A 19,178-nucleotide genomic window follows, 5' to 3' on the forward strand; every position below is an offset into this window, starting at 1 on the left:
CCCATCGCCATGCCCCTGCACGACCCCGCCCACGCCTTCGTTCCGTACCCCGACGCACCGGTGCCGCGCGCCACGACCGGCCCGCTGGCCGACCTGAGCTTCGCCGCGAAGGACCTGTTCGACGTGACCGGCTACCCCACGGGCGGCGGCAACCCGATCGTGCTGGCGATGTCGGGCATCAAGACGCGCACCGCGCCGACCGTGCAGAAGCTGCTCGATGCGGGCGCGCGCTTCGTCGGCAAAACCGTGACCGACGAACTCGCGTTCTCGATGAACGGCAACAACGCGCACTTCGGCGCGCCGGTCAATGGCGGTGCGCCCTCGCGCATCACGGGTGGCAGCTCGTCGGGCTCGGCCTCGGCCGTGTCGTCGAACCTCTGCGACTTCGCGCTGGGCACCGACACCGGCGGCTCGGTGCGCGCGCCGGCCAACCACTGCGGCCTGTACGGGCTGCGCCCCACGCACGGGCGCGTGAGCCTCGAAGGCGCGCTCGACCTCGCGCCCAGCTTCGACACCTGCGGCTGGTTCGCGCGCGACATCGGCACCTTCGCGCGCGTGGCCGACGTGCTGCTGGGTGCCGACGCGGCGCCGCTGCCCGAACGCGTGCGGCTGCTGCGCCCCGACGATGTCTGGGCGCTGGCCGTGCCGGCGGCGGTCGACGCGCTGAAGGGCACAGCCGACAGCGCGCAGGGCGCGCTCGGCCCCGCCAAGGGCATCGAGGTGGCGCTGGAATCCTTCGACACCATGTACTGGAACTTCCGCTACCTGCAATCGCGCGAGGCCTGGCTCACCGACGGGCCCTTGATCGAACGCTACGCCCCGCCGCTGGGGCCGGGCGTGGCCGAACGCTTCGCCTGGTCGCGTGAAGTGACCGACGCACAGGTAGCCGCCGCGCGCGTCTTCCGCACCGCGTTCCGCGCACACCTGGCTTCACTGCTGGGCAGCGACGGCGTGCTGCTGATGCCGACCATGCCCGACATCGCCCCGCTGCGCAGCGACAGCGAGGCCGCGCTGGAGGACTACCGCAACCGCGCGATCCGCATGCTGTGCATCGCGGGGCTGGCGGGCTTTCCGCAGCTGTCGATGCCGCTGGCCACGCGCGACGGCGCGCCGCTGGGCATCTCGCTGCTCGGACCGGCGGGGTCGGACCGGTCGCTGATAGCGCTGGCGCAACGCATCGCGGGCTGAGGCCGCAGCCTCAGAGCCGCACGCTGCCCGGCTCCCGAAGCAGGCAGACGTCGCAGTCGACACCACTCCCCACGCGCTCGATCACCGCGAAGTCACCGGCATCCACCGCCAGCAGCGCGTGATGCCAGGTGCCGGGCGCGAGCACCACGCCCTGGCGTCCGTCGGTGACGAAGGCCGCGAGCTGCCGTGCCGATGTGGGGGCATCGCCGGCGCGGGCCACCACGATCACGAAGCGCCTGTCGCCCAGCGGCACGAAGGTCTGGCTGCCGAGCGCGTGGCGCTCCATCTCCGACACCTCGTGGGGAAAGCGGCGTGCCTGCGCGCGGAACAGCGCCAGCATCGGACGGCCGCCTTCGGCGTCGAGGCGCAGGTCGTCGAGCAGGTCGAAGCGCTGCGCATTGCCGCCGTTGATGGGTCGGCCCTCGCCCGCGGGCGCGGCGATCAAGGTGCCGTAGGGCACGAAGGCCCGGGAGGTCAGCGGCTGCGCCACCAGCACCTCGGCGGCGGTCGGGGAAGCATCGTTCATCCGGCGATTGCAGCAGAAAGCGTGCCGTTCGCCTACGCGAGATCGGCCGAGCAGACTGCCCGGCCCCTGCGCGCAGGAGATACTGTTTGCTTCGCTTCCGACCACAAATGCAAGCACAGGCATGAATACGACCGAGCCCCGGCTCATCGCCGCGACACTGGCCGAGGGCGGCCTGGCCGCCCTCTTCACCGCGCCCGACGGCGCCCGGGCCTTCGCCGTGCGCTGGCAGGGCGGCGTGTACGGCTATCTCAACCAGTGCCCCCATGCGGGCGGCCCGCTTGATTTCGAAGGCCAGGTGCTGGAAAGTTCAGGCCGCTTCCTGATGTGCGCCCGACACGGCGCGATCTTCGAGCCCGACACCGGCAAATGCGTCGGCGGCCCCTGCCGCGGCGCACGGCTCACGCCGGCCGCCGTGCACGAGAAGGCGGACGGCAGCGTGTGGGCCGGCGCGACCGACTGAAGAGAAGACAGAACAGGACAACCATCCAGGAGAAAAAAAGACATGCGCAACTGCACCAACCGATTTCGCACTCTCCCGCCCATGGCCCTGCCCGCGGCGGCGCTCGCCCTGGCCGGCCTCCTGGCGGGCTGCGCGGGCATGTCCTCGCCCGTCGGCAAGGGCTCCACGGGCATGAAGGTCACGTCGAGCGCCTTCGCCGACAACGGCACCATCCCGTCCGAGCACGCGGGCGTGGGCGACTGCGGCGGCAAGAACATCTCGCCGCCGGTGGCCTGGAGCAACCTGCCGGCCAAGACGAAGTCGGTCGCCGTGCTGGTGTTCGACCCCGACGGCGCGGCCGGCCTCGGCGTGTCGCACTGGGTGGCCTACAACATCGCGGCCGAGCGCGGCGAGCTCAAGGCGGGCGAAGGAGCGGTGGGCTCCAACTTCGACTTCACCATGGGCCCGAACGTGGCGGGCACGCCCGCCTACCGCGGCATGTGCCCGCCGGCGGGCGACCGGCCGCATCACTACGTGGTGACCGTGATCGCCTCCGAGCTCGCACCCGGCAGCCTGCCGGCCGGCCTGGGCCGCGACGCGCTGCTGGCCGCGCTCAAGGGCCGCGCGCTGGGCGGCCAGAGCGTGGTGGGCCTCTACAGCCGCTGAGCACGGCGAACGACGAGTAATAATTTAGAACTCACATCGTCGGCACCGGCCAGCAACGGCCGCGGCCGCCTTCCAGAAAGCTCCATCGATGGCCCTGCCCGCACCCGGCACCGACCCGGTTCCGCCGTCCGCCGACGATCTCGACGCCATGTTCGACCTGGCGCCCGTCTCCCTCTGGATCGAGGACTACGGCGACCTCAAGCGCAAGCTCGACGGCTGGCGCGCCGAGGGCATCACCGACCTGGTGGCGCACCTGCAGGCCGATCCGCGGCGGGTGAGCGACTGCATGGCGCTGCTGAAGGTGCTGCGGGTCAACCAGCACACGCTGAAGCTCTTCGGCGCCGACAGCGAGCAGACCCTGCTGGGCGCGCTCGACCGCGTGTTCCGCGGCGACATGTCGGCCACCGTGGTGCACGAGCTCGACCAGCTCTGGCGCGGCCAGCTCAGCTTCGAGAGCGAGACCGTCAACTACGCGCTCGACGGCCGCAGGCTCGACGTGCGCGTGCGCGCCCGCGTGCTGCCCGGCTACGAGGACAGCTGGAGCCGCGTGCTGGTGGCACTCGACGACGTCACCGAGCGCGTGGCCGCGCAGCGCCTGCGCGACGAGAGCGCGATCTACGCGCGCAGCCTGTTCGACCGCTCGCCGGTGTCGCTGTGGGTGGAAGACTTCAGCGCGGTGCGCTCGCTGCTGGAAACCATCCGCTCGCGCGGCATCACCGACTTCGCCACATTCATCAAGGTGCACCCCGACTTCGTCACGCGCTGCATGCAGGAGATCCGCGTGATCGACGTCAACCACGAGACGCTGCGCATGTTCGGCGCGCCCGACCTCACCACGCTGCTGGGCAATCTCTCGCGCATCTTCCGCGACGAGATGCGCGAGTCGTTCGCCGAGCAGCTGCAGGACCTGTGGAACGGCAAGACCGTGCAGCACCGCGAGGTGCTCAACTATTCGCTGTCGGGCGAGGTGCTGAACATCCACATGCAGTTCGCGGTGCAGGACGACCGGCTCGACACCTGGGACCTGGTGCTGGTGTCGCTGGTCGACATCACCGCGCGCAAGAAGGCCGAGGCGTACCTCGAGTACCTCGGCAAGCACGACGTGCTCACGCAGCTGTGCAACCGCACCTACTACACCGAGGAGCTCAACCGCCTCTCGCGCAAGGGGCCGTGGCCGGTGTCCATCGTGGCCATCGACCTCAACGGCCTGAAGCAGGTCAACGACCAGGAAGGCCACGCGGCCGGCGACTCGCTGCTGCGCCGCATGGGCGAGGTGCTCGACAAGGCCGTCGACCTGCCGGCCTGGCCCGCGCGCATCGGCGGCGACGAGTTCGCCGTGCTGCTGCCCATGACCGACGAGCGCGGCGCCGAGGCGATGCGCGAACGCATCCTCACGCTGCTGGAAATGAACAACCAGTTCCACGCCGGCCAGAGCGGCCACGCGCTGAGCCTAGCCATCGGACTGGCCACCTGCCACGGCGACGAGCCGCTGGAGACCGCGCTGCAGCGCGCCGACCGGGCGATGTACGTGGACAAGGCGCGGTATTACGAGAGCGCCACGGGCGACCGACGCTCCGCCGGCTAGCCGTCGCTCCAGGCCGCCTCGCCCCCGCCGCGCAGCGGGGCTTTCGCTCTTGTCTTTGCCCGGACCGCTGATTAGGATGCCCGCGCTGTATCGACATGTAGCGCGGCCATCGTCTGTCTGATCGGACCGGTGGGCCGCCGGTCCCGTGTACCTGAGGGGGTGCGCGGGATGCGCCAGTTCCGCCCGCAGAGGTGGAGCGTGCGAGCGTGTCGCCGCGGCGAGGGAGGAGGTTGGTCTTTGACCGGCGTCCCGGTTTTCGATCGATCTCGCAAAGGTAGACACAAATGAAGAAGCGCCATGCCGCCTCGTTGGGCGTGCTTGTTCTTTCCACCCTGATCGCTTCGTGCGGCGGAGGTGGCGGAGGTGGTGGAGGCGGAGGATTCCCCGGGCTGGCACTGCCCCCGGCCAACAACACGCCGCCACCCGCCAACAATCCAGCCGGTGCATGGCTGACGTTCAATCCGTCGCCGGTCGAGCTCACGGTGTTTCCCAATGCGTCCAAGACCTTCGCCGTCGTCGCGACGTCGACCAAGGTGATCTCGGCGCCGGTGAACGTCGGCATCATCGAGCCCAAGGGCGTGATCACGACCAACATCAAGATCGCCAGCGCGGGCCTGCAATACACGGCCACCATGAGCACCAACCCGGCGCTGGCTCCCGGCGTGCACACCGGCAACTTCGAGGTGCGCGCGTGCTACGACGCCAACCCGCTGGTCTGCTCGCAGCCCGTGGAAGGCTCGCCGTGGCAGGTGCCCTACAAGATCACGGTGATCGATCCGGCCTCGCTGCATTACTCGCGCTGGGAAGCAGCCCAGAAAAACGCCGGGTTCACCGACAACTTTGCACTGAGCTACGTCAAAGGCAAGCTCGTGGTGGAAGCCGCGAACTACTACGACGCCACGATGGAGACGTGGACCTCCAGCGACGTCGGCAATACATGGGTCAAGCTTCTGCCTCCGACCATCCCGTCGGTATCGACCAAGGGGTTCGCCCTGGCCAGCGATGGCGACGCGATCTACCTGAGCGCCGGTCAGTCCGTCGGCAGCTACGGCAAACCGACAGGCCAGTACCTGAACCATGTCTGGAAATTCGACGGTACCGACTGGACGCAAAAGACCGCGGCAGCCGAATTCCCGGGCCGCATGGACCACGTGATGGCCAAGGTCGGAAACACGCTGTACGTGGTGGCCGGGCGCACGGCCAGCGGCGACGTGCGCAACGTGTGGAAGTCCGACAACGACGGCGTCAACTGGACGCAGATAGCGCAAGGGCTGCCGGCGGAACTCGGCAAGCCGACCTGTGCGCTGAACTGGAAGGGCTCGCTGCTATTGGTCGGCGACAAGGTCGCCACCTCTTCAGACGGCGCCAACTTCACGATCGCCGGTGGTCTGCCTGCCACCTTCCCCAAGAACAGCCTCCACTGCGCGGTACTCGACGGTCGCTTGTTCATCAGCCCGACGTCCAACTCGACCATCGGCAGTACGGAACAGAACGCCATGTCCACCACCGACCTCGCCACTTGGCAGATCGAGCGCAGCCGCCCGTTCTCGACGCCGGACGCCCCGGGCATGGTTGCCATCGATGGGCGGTTGGTCGTGACCACGGGCCAGGGCACGTCGGAGCGGACCACCTACCGCACCGTGCCCTGACGGGCACGACGCGGGTGCCGCGGCTTCACTCCGGCACCCGCACCCGCTCCAGCACGAAATCGATGAACGTCCGGATCGCCCGCGTGTGCTGGCGGTTCGGCATGTAGAGCATGAACATCTGGGTGCCGAAGATCGAGAGGCGCCAGTCGTCGAGCGTGGTCACCACGTCGCCGCGGCGCACGTCTTCCTGCACCACGTAGTCGGGCACCAGGCCGATGCCCAGGCCCGCGAGGATGGCCTGGCGCAGGAACAGGAAGTTCTCTGAAATGAGCGTCGGCTCCAGGATCACCTCGCGCCGGGTTTCGCCCTGATAGGCCGACACGCGCAGCTGCCGGCCGATGACGGCGGCCGTGACCACCGGCGCGCCCTGCAGCGCGTCTAGCTGCACCGGCAACGGGTTCTTCGCCGCGTATTCGGTCGAAGCGCAGGCCACGTAACGCACCGGCCCCATCGCGCGCGCCACAAGGTTCTGCGGCGGCTCGGGAATCACGCGGATGGCGATGTCGACTTCGTCGCGCAGCAGGTCTTCGATGCGGTTCTCGAACACCACGTCGAGCACGATGCCGGGGTACTGGCGCTTGAAGTCGATCAGCCAGTCGGCCATGACGAGCTGCCCGTAGCCGCTGGGCACGCTCAGGCGCACGCGGCCCTGCAGGCCCTGCCCCAGCGTGGTCACCGATTCGCGCGCCGCCAGCAGTTCGGCCTGGATGGCGATGCCGTGCTGGTAGAGCCGCAGGCCGATCTCGGTCGGCTCGGCGCGGCGGGTGGTGCGCCGCACGAGTTGCGCGCCCACCGAGCGCTCGAGCTGGTTCAGGTGGTAGCTGACGTTGGCGCGGGTCATCTTGAGCCGCCGCGCGGCCGCGCTCAAGTTGCCGGCGTCGAGGATTTCCACCAACAGGGTGAGCGACTGGAGGTCCATGGGCCGATTGTGTCAAAAATCCTTTGACAGTCTGTCAACCGGCTATGCAATTGTCAAAGCAGTGCCTCAGGCCAAGAATGCTGGGTTCACCCCAGAGCCTCGGACCCGCACGGTTCGCAACGCAAGAGACAAGCAAGCACATGGCCACCAACGACACTCCCAGCCCCTCCACGTCCACCGGTCCCGTCACCTTCGAACGTCTAGGCGACGTGCTCGTGGTGACCATCGACAACCCGCCCGTCAACGCCCTGGGCGTGGATGTGCGCCGCGGCCTCGCGGCCGCCATCGACGCGGCGGAAGCCGATGGCGCGGCCAAGGCGGTGCTGCTCGTCGGCGCCGGCCGCAACTTCATCGCGGGTGCCGACATCCGCGAATTCGGCAAGACCCCGCAGCTGCCCTCGCTGCCCGAGGTGTGCCTGAAGATCGAGAACTGCACGAAGCCGGTCGTCGCCGCGATCCACGGCGCCGCGCTCGGCGGTGGCCTCGAAGTGGCGCTGTCGGCGCACTACCGCGTCGCATCGCCGACCGCGAAGCTGGGCCTGCCCGAAGTGGCGCTGGGCCTGCTGCCCGGCTCGGGCGGCACGCAGCGCGCGCCGCGCCTGATCGGCGTGAAGCCCGCCGTCGAACTCATGCTCAGCGGCCGCCATGCGGGCGCGAAGGAAGCGCTGTCGCTCGGCCTCGTCGACCGCCTCGGCACCGAAGCCGACGCTCGCGCCGAAGGCCTCGCCTACGCGAATGAACTGGTCGCCGCCAAGGCCCCGGTGCGCCGTACGCGCGAAGCCGGCGCGCTGGCCGACAAGGAAGCCGCCCGCGCCGCCCTCGAGGCCGCGCGCGCCGACACCGCCAAGAAGAGCCGCGGCCTGTTCTCGCCGATGAAGATCGTCGAGGCCGTCGAAGGCGCGCTCACGCTGCCCTTCGACGAAGGCATGGCGCTGGAGCGCAAGCTGTTCCTGCAGTGCATCGACAGCCCGCAGCGCGCCGGCCTGATCCACGCCTTCTTCGCCGAGCGCGAAGTGCTGAAGGCGCCCGAGACCAAGTCGGCCAGCCCGCGCGCGCTGGAGTCCGCCGGCATCGTCGGCGGCGGCACCATGGGCGCGGGCATCGCGGTGGCGATGCTCGACGCGGGCCTGCCCGTGACCATGATCGAGCGCGACGACACGCAACTCGCGCGCGGCCGCGCCAACGTGGAGAAGGTGTACGACGGCCTCATCGCCAAGGGCCGCATGACGCCCGAGGCCAAGGCAGCCGTCATGGCGCGCTTCTCGGGCTCCACCAGCTACGACGCGCTCGCCAACGTCGACATCGTGGTGGAAGCCGTGTTCGAGGAAATGGGCGTCAAGAAGGCCGTGTTCGCCGAGCTCGACCGCGTGTGCAAGCGCGGCGCCGTGATCGCCACCAACACCTCGTACCTGGACATCGACGAGATCGCCGCCAGCATCTCGCGTCCGCAGGACGTGGTGGGCCTGCACTTCTTCTCGCCCGCCAACATCATGAAGCTGCTGGAGATCGTGGTGCCCGCCAAGGTGAGCGCCGATGTGGTCGCCACCGGCTTCGAACTGGCGAAGAAGCTCAAGAAAGTGCCGGTGCGCGCCGGCGTGTGCGACGGCTTCATCGGCAACCGCATCCTGGCCGTGTACCGCCAGGCCGCCGACCACATGATGGAAGACGGCGCATCGCCCTACGACATCGACGCCGCCGTGCGCAACTTCGGCTACCCCATGGGCCCCTTCCAGGTGTCCGACCTCGCGGGCGGCGACATCGGCTGGGCCACGCGCAAGCGCAAGGCAGCCACGCGCGACCCGAAGGCTCGCTACGTGCAGGTGGCCGACCGCATCTGCGAGCGCGGCTGGTTCGGCCAGAAGACGCAGCGCGGCTACTACCTGTACCCCGAAGGCGCGCGCACCGGCGTGCCCGACCCCGAGGTGCTGGCCATCATCGACGCCGAGCGCGAGCGCGCCGGCATCAAGCCGCGCGCCTTCACCGAGGAAGAAATCATGCGCCGCTACATGGCCGCGATGATCAACGAAGGCGCCAACGTCGTGCTCCAGCGCATCGCGCTGCGCCCGCTCGACGTGGACGTGACCTTCCTCTACGGCTACGGCTTCCCGCGCCATCGCGGCGGCCCGATGAAGTACGCAGACACCGTGGGCCTGCCCAAGGTGCTGGCCGACATCCAGGAGTTCGCGAAGGAAGACCCGATCTTCTGGAAGCCCTCGCCGCTGCTGGTGCAGCTGGTCGAACGCGGCGCCGACTTCGCGAGCCTCAACCAGTCCGAGTAATCAGAGTCCATTCCAGTCAGCCGTCCAGGAGACAACCCCATGCGTGAAGCCGTCATCGTTTCCACCGCCCGCACCCCGCTCACCAAGGCGCACCGCGGCGAATTCAACATCACCCCCGGCCCCACGCTGGCGGCCTTCGCCGTGAAGGCGGCGGTCGAGCGCTCGGGCCTCGACCCGGCACTGATCGAGGACGCCATCCTCGGCTGCGGCTACCCCGAGGGCACCACCGGGCGCAACATCGCGCGCCAGGCCATCATCCGCGCGGGCCTGCCCATCAGCATCGCCGGCACCACGGTCAACCGCTTCTGCGCCTCGGGCCTGCAGGCCATCGCCATGGCCGCGGGCCGCATCGTGGTGGACGGCGCGCCGGCCATGATCGCGGGCGGCGTGGAAAGCATCTCGCAGATCCGCACCCGCAGCGCCACCGACGCGGGCGACAGCGGCATGGACCCGTGGATCGTCGAGCACAAGCCCGAGCTGTACATGGCGATGATCGAAACCGCCGACATCGTCGCCAAGCGCTACAACATCAGCCGCGAAGCGCAGGACCGCTTCTCGGCAGAGAGCCAGCGTCGCACCGAAGAGGCGCAGATCGCCGGCCGCTACAAGGACGAGATCGTCGCCTGCACCACCACCATGGCGGTGACCGACAAGGAAACCAAGGAAGTCACCTACCGCGAAGTGACGGCCACCGAAGACAACTGCAACCGCCGCGGCACCACCTACGAGGCGCTCGCCAAGCTCAAGCCCGTGATGGGCGAAGACAAGTTCATCACCGCCGGCAACGCCTCGCAGCTGTCGGATGGCGCATCAGCATGCGTGCTGATGGAAGCCAAGGAAGCCGAGCGCGCCAACATCAAGCCGCTGGGCGCCTTCCGCGGCCTCGCGGTGGCTGGCTGCGAGCCCGACGAGATGGGCATCGGCCCGGTGTTCGCGGTGCCCAAGCTGCTCGCGCGCCACGGCCTGAAGGTGCAGGACATCGGCCTGTGGGAGCTCAACGAGGCCTTCGCCTCGCAGTCGATCTACTGCCAGGACAAGCTGGGCATTCCCTCGGAACTGCTCAACGTGAACGGCGGCGCGATCTCCATCGGCCACCCCTTCGGCATGACCGGCGCGCGCCTCGCGGGCCACGTGCTCATCGAAGGCAAGCGCCGCGGCGCCAAGTACGCCGTGGTCACGATGTGCATCGCCGGCGGCATGGGCGCCGCGGGCCTGTTCGAAATCTATTGAGGAGTCCGCCATGGACCTGAACTTCACCCCCGAAGAAGAAGCCTTCCGCAGCGAAGTGCGCGCCTTCCTGGCCGCCAAGCTGCCGGTGCGGCTGTCCGAGAAAGTGCGCAGCGGCAAGATCCTCGAGAAGGCCGACATGCAGGAATGGCACGCCATCCTCAACGAGCGCGGCTGGCTCGCCAACCACTGGCCCGAGCAGTACGGCGGACCGGGCTGGACGGCGGTGGAGAAGTTCATCTTCGAGAACGAATGCGCGCTGGCCTTCGCGCCGCGCATCGTTCCCTTCGGCGTGAACATGCTCGGCCCGGTGCTCATCAAGTACGGCAACGAGGCGCAGAAGAGCTACTGGCTGCCGCGCATCCTGAACGGCGCCGACTGGTGGTGCCAGGGCTACTCGGAACCCGGCGCGGGCTCCGACCTGGCTGCCGTGAAGACCACCGCCGTGCGCGGCATCGACGCACAGGGCGACCACTTCATCGTGAACGGCCAGAAGACCTGGACCACGCTGGGCCAGCACGCCAACATGATCTTCTGCCTGGTGCGCACCAACCGCGAGGCGAAGAAGCAGGAAGGCATCAGCTTCCTGCTGATCGACATGGAGTCGCCCGGTGTCGAAGTGCGCCCGATCATCACGCTCGACGGCGAGCATGAAGTGAACGAGGTGTTCTTCTCCGACGTGCGCGTGCCCGCCGAGAACCTCGTGGGTGAAGAGAACAAGGGCTGGACCTGCGCCAAGTACCTGCTGACCTACGAGCGCACCAACATCGCGGGCGTAGGCTTCTCGGTGGCCGCGCTCGAACAGTTGAAGGGCATTGCGGCCACGCAGACCAAGAACGGCAAGCCGCTGGCCGACGACCCGGCCTTCGCCGCACGCATGGCGCGCGTCGAGATCGACCTGGAGAACATGAAGACCACCAACCTGCGCGTGATCGCGGCGGTGGCCGGCGGCGGCGTGCCGGGCGCGGAAAGCTCGATGCTGAAGATTCGCGGCACCGAGATCCGCCAGGAAATCTCGTCGCTGGCCCGCCGCGCGATGGGCGTCTACGGCCGCCCCTTCATCGCCGAGGCGCTGAAGGACGGCTACACCGGCGAGACCTTCGGCCCCGACTACGCCTCGGCCGCCGCCTCGCGCTATTTCAACAACCGCAAGCTGTCGATCTTCGGCGGCTCGAACGAAATCCAGAAGAACATCATCTCCAAGATGATTCTTGGTCTGTAAGGAGACATGCCATGAACTTCGAACACACCGAAGACCGGCGCATGCTCGCCGACAGCCTGAACCGCTTCATCAGCGAGCAGTACGCCTTCGACGCGCGCGACCGCATCGCGAAGTCGGAGCACGGCTTCAGCAAGGAGATCTTTCAGCAGTTCGCCGAGCTCGGCGTGATCGGTGCGCTGTTCAGCGAGGCCGATGGCGGCTTCGGCGGCGGCGGCTTCGACATCGCCGTGGTCTTCGAGGCACTGGGCCGTGGCCTGGTGATCGAGCCGCTGCTGGGCGCGGTGATGGTCGGCGAGGCGATCAGCGCCGCGGGCACCGATGCGCAGAAGGAAAAGCTCGGCGACATCATCAACGGCGCGATCGTCGCTGCCTTCGCGCACGACGAGGCCGACACGCACTACGAACGCACCCGCGTGCAGACCAGGGCCGAGCGCAGCGGCGATGGCTGGGTGCTGCACGGCGCCAAGGCCGTCGTGCCGCAGGGCGAGCAGGCCGACCTGTTCCTCGTCTCGGCACGTACCTCGGGCAACGTGGACGACGAAGCCGGCATCTCGCTGTTCCTCGTGCCCGCGAAGACGGCGGGCCTCACGGTGCGCGGCTGCCCCGCCATCGATGGCGGCCGTGTCGCCGAACTCTCGTTCGACGGCGTGAAGCTGGGCGCCGACGCGCTGCTCGGCACCGAAGGCCAGGGCCACGCCACGCTGGAACGCGCCATCGGCCGCGGCGTGCTCGCGCTGTGCGCCGAAGCCGTGGGCGCGATGGAAGCGGCCAAGGCCGCGACGCTCGAATACCTGCGCACGCGCAAGCAGTTCGGCACGCTGATCGGCAGCTTCCAGGCGCTGCAGCACCGCATGGCCGACCTGCTGCTCGAAATCGAACAGGCCCGCTCGGCCGTCATCAACGCCGCAGCCGCCATCGACACCGGCGACCGCCTGACGCGCGAGCGCGCGCTGTCGGCCGCCAAGTTCAGCATCGGTCGCATCGGCGCGCTGGTGGCGCAGGAAAGCATCCAGATGCACGGCGGCATCGGCATGACCTGGGAGCTGCCGCTGCCCCACTACGCCAAGCGGCTCGTGATGATCGACCATCAACTCGGTGACGAAGACCATCACCTGCAGCGCTACATCTCGCTCGGCAAGGAGGTTGCGGCATGAGCGACAACAAGACGGTTCTGATCTCGCAGGAAGGCGCCGTACGCATCCTCACCAACAGCAACCCCGCCGCGCGCAATGCGATCACGCCAACGCTGTACGCCGAACTCTCCGCCGCGCTCGCCGACGCGCAGGCCGACCCCGAGGTCGGCGCCATCGTTTTCACCGGCGCGGGCGACTTCTTCTGCTCCGGCGGTGACTTGAACCTGCTGGCCAAGCGCCGCGAGCTGCCCGCGTCCGAACGCCGCGAGAAGCTCGAAGGCCTGAACAACCTCATCCGCGCGATCCGCGATTGCGGCAAGCCCGTGATCGCGGCCGTCGAAGGCGGCGCGGCCGGCGCTGGCCTGTCGATGGCGCTAGCCTGCGACATGCTGGTGTCTGCGCGCGACGCCTTCTTCACCGTCGCCTACGTCAAGGTCGGCCTCACGCCCGACGGCGGCGCCACGGCCTTCCTCTCGGAGTTCGTCTCGCGCCAGGTGCTCACCGAGATGTGCCTGACTGGCGACCGCATGCCGGCCGAGCGCTTGCACGCGCTGGGCGCGGTCAACCGCCTAACCGACAAGGGCGCCGCCCTGGCCGAAGCCATCGCGCTCGCGGCCAAGGTGGCCGGCGGCCCGCAGCGCGCCAGCGCGCGCATCAAGACGCTGTGCCGCCAGGCACATCGCGCCACGCTGGAAGAGCAGCTCGAAGCCGAGGCCGTGTACATGGTCGAGTCGCAGGCGGATGCCGAAGCGGCCGAAGGCATCGGCGCCTTCCTCGGCAAGCGCAAGGCCGACTTCGCCGCGCTGCGCCGCCAGAAGCTGGGCGCGTCCTGACGCGGGCTGCCCGACCCGCCTTTCCGCCTCGCACGCCGTTTTCACCGTGTGAGGCTTTCTCGTTTCCAGGGAGCTGATCTCATGCCACTGCCAAATTCATCGCTGCCGCTCGCCGGCGTCCGCGTTCTCGATCTGTCCCGCATCCTCGCGGGCCCCTGGTGCGGCATGGTGCTGGCCGACATGGGCGCCGAAGTCATCAAGGTGGAGCACCCTGGCCGCGGTGACGACACCCGCGACTGGGGCCTGCGCGTCGGCAAGACCGAGACCGCCTACTTCAACAGCGTGAACCGCAACAAGCGCTCGGTCACGCTCGACCTGCAGACGCCCGAGGGCCAGCAGCTCGCGCGCGACCTCGCGAAGCAGTGCGACGTGGTGATTCAGAACTTCAAGTTCGGCGGCATCGACAAGCTGGGCCTGGGCTACGAGCAACTGAGCAAGGAGCATCCGGGCCTCATTTACTGCTCGATCTCGGGCTACGACCGCACCGGCCCCGAAGCCGCGCGTCCGGGCTACGACCTCGTGGTGCAGGGCGAGGCCGGCCTGATGGCGCTCAACGGCGAAGCGAACCAGCCGCCGCTGAAGTTCGGCGTGGCGGCCGTCGACCTGTTCACCGGCATGTACTCGGCACAGGCCATCCTCGCGGCGCTCTACCAGCGCGAGAAGACCGGCAAGGGCCGGCACGTGGAGATGGCGCTGTACGACTGCGGCCTGATGATCACCGCCTACTACGGCCTCGAAGCCCTGCTCATGGGCGAAGACCCGCCGCGCTACGGCAACTCGCATCCGTCGATCGTGCCGTACGGCGTGTTCGACGCGGCCGACGGCCCGCTGGTCATCACCGTGGGCAACAACGCGCAGTTCGCTCGCTTCTGCACCGAGGTGATCGAGCGGCCCGACCTCGCGGCCGACGAACGCTTCAAGACCAACATCCTGCGCTCGGCCAATCGTGCCGCGCTGCTGCCCGAACTGCACGCCGAGCTGGCGAAGCGCCAGCGCGTCGACCTGCTCGAAAAGCTCACCGCCGCCGGCATTCCCTGCGGCGAAGTGCTGGGCCTGCTGGAGGCGCTGCAATCGAAGCGCGCGACCGAGGCCGGCCTCGTGACCACGCAGCCGCATCCGGTGGCGGGCACCGTCAACGTGCTGGCGCCGCCCTACCGCTTCGACGGCGAGCGCCTGCCGGTGCGCAGCGCGCCGCCCACGCTGGGCGAAGGCACGCACGACGTGCTGCAGTCGCTGCTCGGCCTGTCGGACGAGAAGCTCGCGGCGCTGAAGACGAACGGCGTCGTCTGAAGAAAAAGACACCTGAAATCCCAAGGAAGACAAACCAATGGCATCCCTTTCCCTCCGCAGCCCCCTGCGCCGCGCCCTCCTCGCTCTCGCCCTGCCCCTCGTGGCCGGCACCGCCTTCGCCCAGGCCTGGCCCGCCAAGCCGATCACGCTGATCGTGCCCTTCCCGCCCGGCGGCCCGACCGACGTGGCCTCGCGCATCGTGGCGCAGAAGATGTCGGTGGCGCTGGGCCAGAGCATCGTGATCGACAACCGCAGCGGCGCCTCGGGCACCGTGGGCGCGGCGGCTGCGTCGCGCGCGGCGGCCGACGGCTACACCTTCGTGACGCTGGCCACGCCCACGCTGCTGGCCTCGCATCTCTACGCATCGCCCGGCTACGACATCTTCAAGAACTTCACGCCCGTGGGCAGCATCTACGACCTGCCGATCGTGCTGGTGGTCAATCCGAAGTCGCTGCCTGACGTGACCGGCGTGCAGGGCCTGATCGCCAAGGCCAAGGCCGAGGGCGGCAAGCTCAACTACACGAGCGCGGGCTCCGGCAGCTTCGGCCACCTGACGACCGAGCAGCTGAAGACCATCGGCAAGTTCGAGATGCTGCACGTGCCCTACCGCGGCAGCGCGCCGGCCGTGACCGACCTGATCGGCGGCCAGGTGCCAGCGATGTTCTCCGACCTGGTGGGCGTGCTGCCGCACATCAAGTCCGGCAAGCTGCGCGCCATCGCGGTCGGCTCCGGCCAGCGCGTGAGCCTGTTGCCCGACGTGAAGACGGTGGCCGAGCAAGGCTTCCCCGGCTTCGACGCCACCTCGTGGGGCGGCCTGCTGGCACCGACCGGCACGCCGAAGGAAGTGATCGACCGCATGAGCGCCGAGCTGAAGAAGGCACTGGCCGACAAGGAAGTGCAGGAGAAGCTCCAGAGCGTGGGCACCTTCGCGGCCTACCGCACGCCCGAACAGACGGGCGTGCGCATGAAGGAAGACTTCGAGCGCTGGGGCAAGGTCATTCGAGACAACCACATCACGAACCAGTAAAACAACCGGGCCGGCAGGGCGACAACACCAAGGAGACAAGACATGACAGACACGCACGACAACAACTACAGCACCCCGGTCGGCGCGCCGTTCCGCCCCGCCCTTCCCGTTCGCAGCCTCGCCGACATCCGCAAGCTGGAAGAGACGCCACTGGAGCAGGCGCTCACGGTGCGCAGCACCTACGAGATCTTCCGCAACGCGGGCCATGCCTTCGGCGACAAGACCGCGCTGACCTTCCTGCGCACCGGCAACCCGGCCGACGAGCCGATCCGCTGGTCTTATGCCGAGCTGCTCTCGCGCATCCACCAGACCGCGAACATGCTGCACACGCTCGGCGTGGGGCCGGACGACGCCGTGGCCGTGCTGCTGCCCGGCTGCCTCGAGTACCACCTCGCGCTGTGGGGCGGCGAAGCGGCCGGCATCGTGCAGCCGCTGAACCCGCTGCTCACCGATGAGAAGCTGGTCGCGCTGATGACCGCCGGCCGCGCCAAGGTGCTGATCGCCTACGGCTCCGATGCCGAATCGGGCATGTGGTCGAAGGCCATGCGCCTGCGCGGCCAGTTGCCGACGCTCACCACCGTGCTGCGCGTGGCACCGCATGACGAGGCGCCGGGTGCGGCAGGCCAGCTGCCTGAAGGCGTCGCCGAGTTCGACGTGCTTCGCGCCGCGCAACCCGACGACCGCCTCGTGAGCGGCCGCAACATCGCTCCCTCGGACATCGCCGCCTACTTCCACACCGGCGGCACCACCGGCGCGCCCAAGCTCGCGCGCCACAGCCACGGCGCGCAGGTGTTCACCGCATGGGCCAGCGTGCAGGTCGCGGGCATGAACGAGAACGGCATCTCCATCAACGGCTATCCGCTGTTCCACGTGGCGGGCGTGTTGCCGGCCTCGCTCTCGTCGCTGTCGGCGGGCGTGGAGGTGATCATTCCCACGCCCTCGCTGCTGCGCAACAAGGAGGTGCTGGCCAACTACTGGAAGCTGGTGGCCAAGTACCGCCCCACGTCGCTGTCGGCCGTGCCCACCGTGCTCGCGGCGCTGGCCAACGTGCCGCTCGACGGCGCGGACATCTCGTCGATCACCTACTGCCGCACCGGCGCCGCCGTGCTCGCGCCCGAGCTGGCCGCGCGCTTCGAGCGCCTGTTCGGCCTGCATGTGCACGAGAGCCTGGGCATGACGGAGATGGCCGGCATCTCGACCATCACGCCGCCGGGCGTGAACGGGCCCGCGGGCTGCGTGGGCTTTCGGCTGCCCTACATGCAGATGCGCGTGGTGGCGCTCGACGAGAACGGCAACGCCAGCGACCGCGAGATGCCGCGCGGCGAGCAGGGCATGGTGCTGTTCAAGTCGCCCAACGTGTTCTCGGGCTTCGTCGACCCGGCCGACAACGCCAAGGCCTTCACTGCCGATGGCTGGCTCGCCACCGGCGACCTGGGCTGGATCGACGACGAAGAGCGGCTCAACCTCACGGGCCGCTCGAAGGACCTCATCATCCGCAGCGGCCACAACATCGACCCCAAGACCATCGAGGACGCGCTGGGCGCGCACCCCGCCGTGCAGCTGTGCGCGGCAGTGGGAGCGCCCGATGCCTACGCGGGCGAGCTGCCCGTGATCTTCGCGACGCTGGTGCCCGGCGCCTCGGCGACGGAAGAAGAGCTGCTGGCCTTCACCTCCGCGCGCGTGGACGAGGCCCCGGCCCGCCCCAAATGGGTGTCGGTGATCACGACGATGCCGATGACCAATGTCGGGAAGATCTACAAGCCCGAGCTGCGCGCGATGGCCGCGCTGCAGGTGGTGAACGCCGCCGTCGCCGAGGCCTGCGCCGGGCTGGGCGTGCCCGAGGCCGCGCGGCCCGTGGTGAAGACCGAGGGCGAGAGCCTCGTGCTCGTGCAGATCGACGGCGCTGCGGCGGGTGCGCTGGCCGCGACGCTGCAGGAGCGGCTGCAGAAGGCGCTGGAGCCCCTGCCCTTCAAGACCCGCATTGCGCTCGGCTGAACTTCTTCTTCGAGACTTTCTGAAACCCAAAGGGAGACAAACCATGACCCGTACGAACTCGAACCGCCGCGCCCTGCTGTGCGCAGCCGCATCTGCCGCGGCGCTCGTAGCGCTGACGCCTGCACATGCACAGGCCCCCTACCCGAACAAGCCCATCCGCATGGTCGTGCCCTTCGCAGCGGGCGGCGCCACCGACGTGCTCGCACGCGTGATCGGCCAGAAGATGTCGGCCGGCATGGGGCAGCCCGTCGTCATCGACAACAAGCCCGGCGCGGCCGGCATCATCGGCACCGACGCGGTCGCCAAGTCGGCGCCCGACGGCTACACCATCGTGCTGGGCCTGAGCAATTCGCTCATGACCAACGAGTTCCTGTACGAGAAGCTGCCCTACGACACGGCGCGCGACCTCACGCTGGTCTACCAGATCGCGGCGGCACCGCTGGTGCTGGTGGTGCACCCGAGCGTGCCGGCCAAGACCGGCCCCGAGCTGCTGAAGTACGTCGTCGCCAACAAGGGCAAGGTGGCCTACGGCTCGTACGGCATCGGCGCATATCCGCACCTGGCCGGCGCGCACATGAGCCTCTCGACCCAGTCGGACATGAGCCACGTCGCCTACAAGGGCGAGGCGCCGATGATGCAGGACCTGATCGGCGGCCAGATCCAGATGGCGTATGCCAGCGCGCTGGTGGCCAAGCCGCACATCGACTCCGGAAAGATCCGCGCCATCGGCGTGAGCGGCGAGCGCCGCATGAGCACGCTGCCCAATGTGCCCACGCTGGCCGAGCAGGGCCTGAAGGACGAGGCCTATCGCGTGACCGGCTGGCTCGCCATCGCGGTGCCGGCGAAGACGCCCAAGCCCATCGTGGACCGCATCGCCGAGGAAGTGCGCAAGGCCACGCAGCAGCCCGACGTGCGCGAGCGCATCGCGGCCATGGGCTTCGAGGTCAAGGAAAGCTCGCCCGAGCTCTTCGCCACCGCATGGAAGGCAGAGCGCCCGGTGTGGGAGCGCCTCATCAAGCAGTCGGGCGCCAAGCTCGAGTAAGCCGTCCGCTCATTCATTTCTTCTTCGTCATTCAAAGGAACAGCCATGAAGGTTCTGGTCCCCGTCAAACGGGTCGTCGATTACAACGTGAAGGTGCGCGTGAAGAGCGATGGCACCGGAGTGGACATTGCCAACGTCAAGATGAGCATGAACCCCTT

General features: G+C 68.7%; 16 protein-coding genes and 1 pseudogene. 15 read left to right on the forward strand and 2 right to left on the reverse strand.

What is annotated here, in order from left to right:
• Positions 1-9: 9 nt before the first annotated feature.
• Positions 10-1,188 (forward strand): amidase, encoded by a 1,179-nt coding sequence (locus BMY35_RS09125; protein WP_093197136.1) that lies wholly within the window; start codon positions 10-12, stop codon positions 1,186-1,188.
• Positions 1,189-1,198: 10 nt separating this feature from the next.
• Here the strand turns inward: BMY35_RS09125 and BMY35_RS09130 are convergent, their stop codons facing one another.
• Entirely contained in the window at positions 1,199-1,714 is a 516-nt protein-coding gene (locus BMY35_RS09130) for an ureidoglycolate lyase (RefSeq protein WP_093197139.1), read from the reverse strand.
• Positions 1,715-1,835: 121 nt separating this feature from the next.
• Between BMY35_RS09130 and BMY35_RS09135 the strand changes: the two genes are divergently transcribed.
• The 4 genes from BMY35_RS09135 to BMY35_RS09150 all read left to right on the forward strand — a co-directional run bounded on the left by BMY35_RS09135 (position 1,836) and on the right by BMY35_RS09150 (position 6,053).
• Entirely contained in the window at positions 1,836-2,174 is a 339-nt protein-coding gene (locus BMY35_RS09135; RefSeq protein ID WP_093197141.1) for a Rieske (2Fe-2S) protein, read from the forward strand.
• 81 nt (positions 2,175-2,255) lie between these two features.
• Positions 2,256-2,819 (forward strand): YbhB/YbcL family Raf kinase inhibitor-like protein, encoded by a 564-nt coding sequence (locus BMY35_RS09140; protein WP_093197273.1) that lies wholly within the window; start codon positions 2,256-2,258, stop codon positions 2,817-2,819.
• 88 nt (positions 2,820-2,907) lie between these two features.
• Positions 2,908-4,404 (forward strand): sensor domain-containing diguanylate cyclase, encoded by a 1,497-nt coding sequence (locus BMY35_RS09145; protein WP_177213592.1) that lies wholly within the window; start codon positions 2,908-2,910, stop codon positions 4,402-4,404.
• A gap of 284 nt (positions 4,405-4,688) precedes the next feature.
• Positions 4,689-6,053 (forward strand): Kelch repeat-containing protein, encoded by a 1,365-nt coding sequence (locus BMY35_RS09150; RefSeq protein WP_093197144.1) that lies wholly within the window; start codon positions 4,689-4,691, stop codon positions 6,051-6,053.
• A gap of 25 nt (positions 6,054-6,078) precedes the next feature.
• Here the strand turns inward: BMY35_RS09150 and BMY35_RS09155 are convergent, their stop codons facing one another.
• Positions 6,079-6,972: a LysR family transcriptional regulator gene (locus BMY35_RS09155; protein ID WP_093197147.1), complete on the reverse strand. Its 894-nt coding sequence runs from the start codon at positions 6,970-6,972 to the stop codon at positions 6,079-6,081.
• Between the two features lie 140 nt (positions 6,973-7,112).
• Between BMY35_RS09155 and BMY35_RS09160 the strand changes: the two genes are divergently transcribed.
• The 10 genes and pseudogenes from BMY35_RS09160 to BMY35_RS37625 form a co-directional block, all read left to right on the forward strand.
• Positions 7,113-9,251 (forward strand): 3-hydroxyacyl-CoA dehydrogenase NAD-binding domain-containing protein, encoded by a 2,139-nt coding sequence (locus BMY35_RS09160; RefSeq protein ID WP_093197150.1) that lies wholly within the window; start codon positions 7,113-7,115, stop codon positions 9,249-9,251.
• A gap of 39 nt (positions 9,252-9,290) precedes the next feature.
• Complete coding sequence (locus BMY35_RS09165; protein ID WP_093197152.1) at positions 9,291-10,481, forward strand: acetyl-CoA C-acyltransferase; 1,191 nt, start codon at positions 9,291-9,293, stop codon at positions 10,479-10,481.
• A gap of 10 nt (positions 10,482-10,491) precedes the next feature.
• Complete coding sequence (locus tag BMY35_RS09170) at positions 10,492-11,700, forward strand: acyl-CoA dehydrogenase family protein (protein ID WP_093197155.1); 1,209 nt, start codon at positions 10,492-10,494, stop codon at positions 11,698-11,700.
• A gap of 11 nt (positions 11,701-11,711) precedes the next feature.
• Positions 11,712-12,854 (forward strand): acyl-CoA dehydrogenase family protein, encoded by a 1,143-nt coding sequence (locus BMY35_RS09175; protein WP_093197159.1) that lies wholly within the window; start codon positions 11,712-11,714, stop codon positions 12,852-12,854.
• On the forward strand, positions 12,851-13,666 hold the full coding sequence (locus BMY35_RS09180; protein WP_093197162.1) for an oxepin-CoA hydrolase, alternative type: 816 nt from the start codon (positions 12,851-12,853) through the stop codon (positions 13,664-13,666). Before BMY35_RS09175 ends, BMY35_RS09180 begins: the two co-directional genes overlap by 4 nt.
• Positions 13,667-13,747: 81 nt before the next feature.
• Entirely contained in the window at positions 13,748-14,956 is a 1,209-nt protein-coding gene (locus BMY35_RS09185) for a CaiB/BaiF CoA transferase family protein (protein ID WP_093197163.1), read from the forward strand.
• A gap of 37 nt (positions 14,957-14,993) precedes the next feature.
• Positions 14,994-15,983: a Bug family tripartite tricarboxylate transporter substrate binding protein gene (locus BMY35_RS09190; RefSeq protein WP_093197165.1), complete on the forward strand. Its 990-nt coding sequence runs from the start codon at positions 14,994-14,996 to the stop codon at positions 15,981-15,983.
• Between the two features lie 42 nt (positions 15,984-16,025).
• Complete coding sequence (locus BMY35_RS09195; protein WP_093197168.1) at positions 16,026-17,978, forward strand: acyl-CoA synthetase; 1,953 nt, start codon at positions 16,026-16,028, stop codon at positions 17,976-17,978.
• A gap of 43 nt (positions 17,979-18,021) precedes the next feature.
• Complete coding sequence (locus tag BMY35_RS09200; RefSeq protein WP_093197170.1) at positions 18,022-19,020, forward strand: Bug family tripartite tricarboxylate transporter substrate binding protein; 999 nt, start codon at positions 18,022-18,024, stop codon at positions 19,018-19,020.
• Between the two features lie 45 nt (positions 19,021-19,065).
• Positions 19,066-19,178: pseudogene (locus BMY35_RS37625) on the forward strand (electron transfer flavoprotein subunit beta/FixA family protein); the annotation flags it as partial.

The organism is Variovorax sp. YR750, assembly GCF_900109805.1.
Lineage (GTDB): Bacteria > Pseudomonadota > Gammaproteobacteria > Burkholderiales > Burkholderiaceae_C > Variovorax > Variovorax gossypii.

Excerpts from the sequence above, each read along its gene's own strand:
- BMY35_RS09140 (WP_093197273.1), top strand. The coding sequence starts at position 2,256 with ATGGCCCTGCCCGCGGCGGCGCTCGCCCTGGCCGGCCTCCTGGCGGGC.
- BMY35_RS09130 (WP_093197139.1), bottom strand. The coding sequence starts at position 1,714 with ATGAACGATGCTTCCCCGACCGCCGCCGAGGTGCTGGTGGCGCAGCCG.
- BMY35_RS09160 (WP_093197150.1), top strand. The coding sequence starts at position 7,113 with ATGGCCACCAACGACACTCCCAGCCCCTCCACGTCCACCGGTCCCGTC.
- BMY35_RS09135 (WP_093197141.1), top strand. The coding sequence starts at position 1,836 with ATGAATACGACCGAGCCCCGGCTCATCGCCGCGACACTGGCCGAGGGC.
- BMY35_RS09175 (WP_093197159.1), top strand. The coding sequence starts at position 11,712 with ATGAACTTCGAACACACCGAAGACCGGCGCATGCTCGCCGACAGCCTG.
- BMY35_RS09195 (WP_093197168.1), top strand. The coding sequence starts at position 16,026 with ATGACAGACACGCACGACAACAACTACAGCACCCCGGTCGGCGCGCCG.
- BMY35_RS09155 (WP_093197147.1), bottom strand. The coding sequence starts at position 6,972 with ATGGACCTCCAGTCGCTCACCCTGTTGGTGGAAATCCTCGACGCCGGC.
- BMY35_RS09200 (WP_093197170.1), top strand. The coding sequence starts at position 18,022 with ATGACCCGTACGAACTCGAACCGCCGCGCCCTGCTGTGCGCAGCCGCA.
- BMY35_RS09165 (WP_093197152.1), top strand. The coding sequence starts at position 9,291 with ATGCGTGAAGCCGTCATCGTTTCCACCGCCCGCACCCCGCTCACCAAG.
- BMY35_RS09145 (WP_177213592.1), top strand. The coding sequence starts at position 2,908 with ATGGCCCTGCCCGCACCCGGCACCGACCCGGTTCCGCCGTCCGCCGAC.
- BMY35_RS09185 (WP_093197163.1), top strand. The coding sequence starts at position 13,748 with ATGCCACTGCCAAATTCATCGCTGCCGCTCGCCGGCGTCCGCGTTCTC.
- BMY35_RS09190 (WP_093197165.1), top strand. The coding sequence starts at position 14,994 with ATGGCATCCCTTTCCCTCCGCAGCCCCCTGCGCCGCGCCCTCCTCGCT.
- BMY35_RS09125 (WP_093197136.1), top strand. The coding sequence starts at position 10 with ATGCCCCTGCACGACCCCGCCCACGCCTTCGTTCCGTACCCCGACGCA.
- BMY35_RS09150 (WP_093197144.1), top strand. The coding sequence starts at position 4,689 with ATGAAGAAGCGCCATGCCGCCTCGTTGGGCGTGCTTGTTCTTTCCACC.
- BMY35_RS09180 (WP_093197162.1), top strand. The coding sequence starts at position 12,851 with ATGAGCGACAACAAGACGGTTCTGATCTCGCAGGAAGGCGCCGTACGC.
- BMY35_RS09170 (WP_093197155.1), top strand. The coding sequence starts at position 10,492 with ATGGACCTGAACTTCACCCCCGAAGAAGAAGCCTTCCGCAGCGAAGTG.